The organism is Streptomyces alkaliphilus (genome assembly GCF_014141535.1).
In the GTDB taxonomy this organism is placed as follows: domain Bacteria; phylum Actinomycetota; class Actinomycetes; order Streptomycetales; family Streptomycetaceae; genus Streptomyces; species Streptomyces alkaliphilus.
The window spans coordinates 1-1,070 of sequence record NZ_VKHT01001348.1; the positions used below are offsets into that span (position 1 = coordinate 1).

At 76.4% G+C, this 1,070-nt stretch carries 1 protein-coding gene; it reads right to left on the reverse strand.

The window, feature by feature from the left end; translation table 11 throughout:
- Window positions 1-1,061, reverse strand: a 1,061-nt coding sequence (locus FNQ90_RS24405) for a PP2C family protein-serine/threonine phosphatase (RefSeq protein ID WP_323380157.1), incomplete at its 3' end; no start/stop codon positions are given.
- Window positions 1,062-1,070: the final 9 nt, after the last annotated feature.

Below are 1,070 nucleotides of genomic sequence, written 5' to 3' on the forward strand. Positions count from 1 at the left end.
CCACTGGAGGCTCCCGCCCCGGGGGGCGCCGGCGGGGCGGGAGCCTCCAGTGGCAGCGGGATGACCGCCACCGTGACGTTGTCGTGGCCGCCGCTGTCCAACGCGTAGCGCACCAGCTGCCGGGCGCCGGTCAGCGGTGCCGTCCGGGTCTGCGGGGGGACGACCGTCGCCATCCGGTCGGCCGCGTCCGCGTAGTTCCACAGGCCGTCGGTGCACACCACCACCACGCCCGGTCGGTCGGGGGCGAAGGTCGCGGTGTGCGGCTCCACACGCGGGTTGTCGGCGCCCAGCCAGGCGGTGATGGCGTGGGCCCGGCGATCGGCCATCGCCTCCTCCTCGCCGAGCAGGCCGGCCCGGACCATCTGCGCGGCCCAGGAGTCGTCCTCGGTCAGGCGGGTGGGACGTCCCTCGCCGTCCATCGGCACCCAGTAGGCGCGGCTGTCGCCGACCCAGCCCACGGTGAGTTCGCCGCCCACCGAGACGGCGCCGACGATGGTGCAGGCCGGGGCGTTCCGACCGATGGGTTCGGGCTCCCGCTCGGCCAGTTCGTCCACGGCCCGGGCGGCGGTCAGCAGCGCCTCGTGCATCGCCTCCCGTCCCGGCACGCCCCGGGGCAGGGCCGAGAGCAGCACCTCGTCGGCGACACCGGCGGCCACCGCCGATGCCTCGTGCGGCCGGGAGGATGAGGAGACGCCGTCGCAGACCACGGCGATGGCCACCGGGGTGCCGTTGGGCAGGGCGGTCGCCGAGACGCGGAAGGCGTCCTCGTTGCGGTGGTGGCGCAACCCCTGGTCGCTGACCCCGGCCACCCCGCGCACCGCCCGTTCCACGTGGTCGCGGTCGGTGGGGCGGGACCAGCCGCACTCGTCGCAGCGGCCCCGGGAGTCCAGGACGCCCCGACCGCAACCGGAGCAGTGGATGGGGACCGAGCCGGGTTCGGGCAACGAGGTGTCGCGCAGCCGGGGATCCGGGAGACCCGACGTCGGTGGGGGAGGAATCGAGGGAGCCGTCGGCGGTCCGGAGTGCGCGGCGCCGGCGGCCGGGGCCCGGGAGTCGGTCACCGCTCCGGG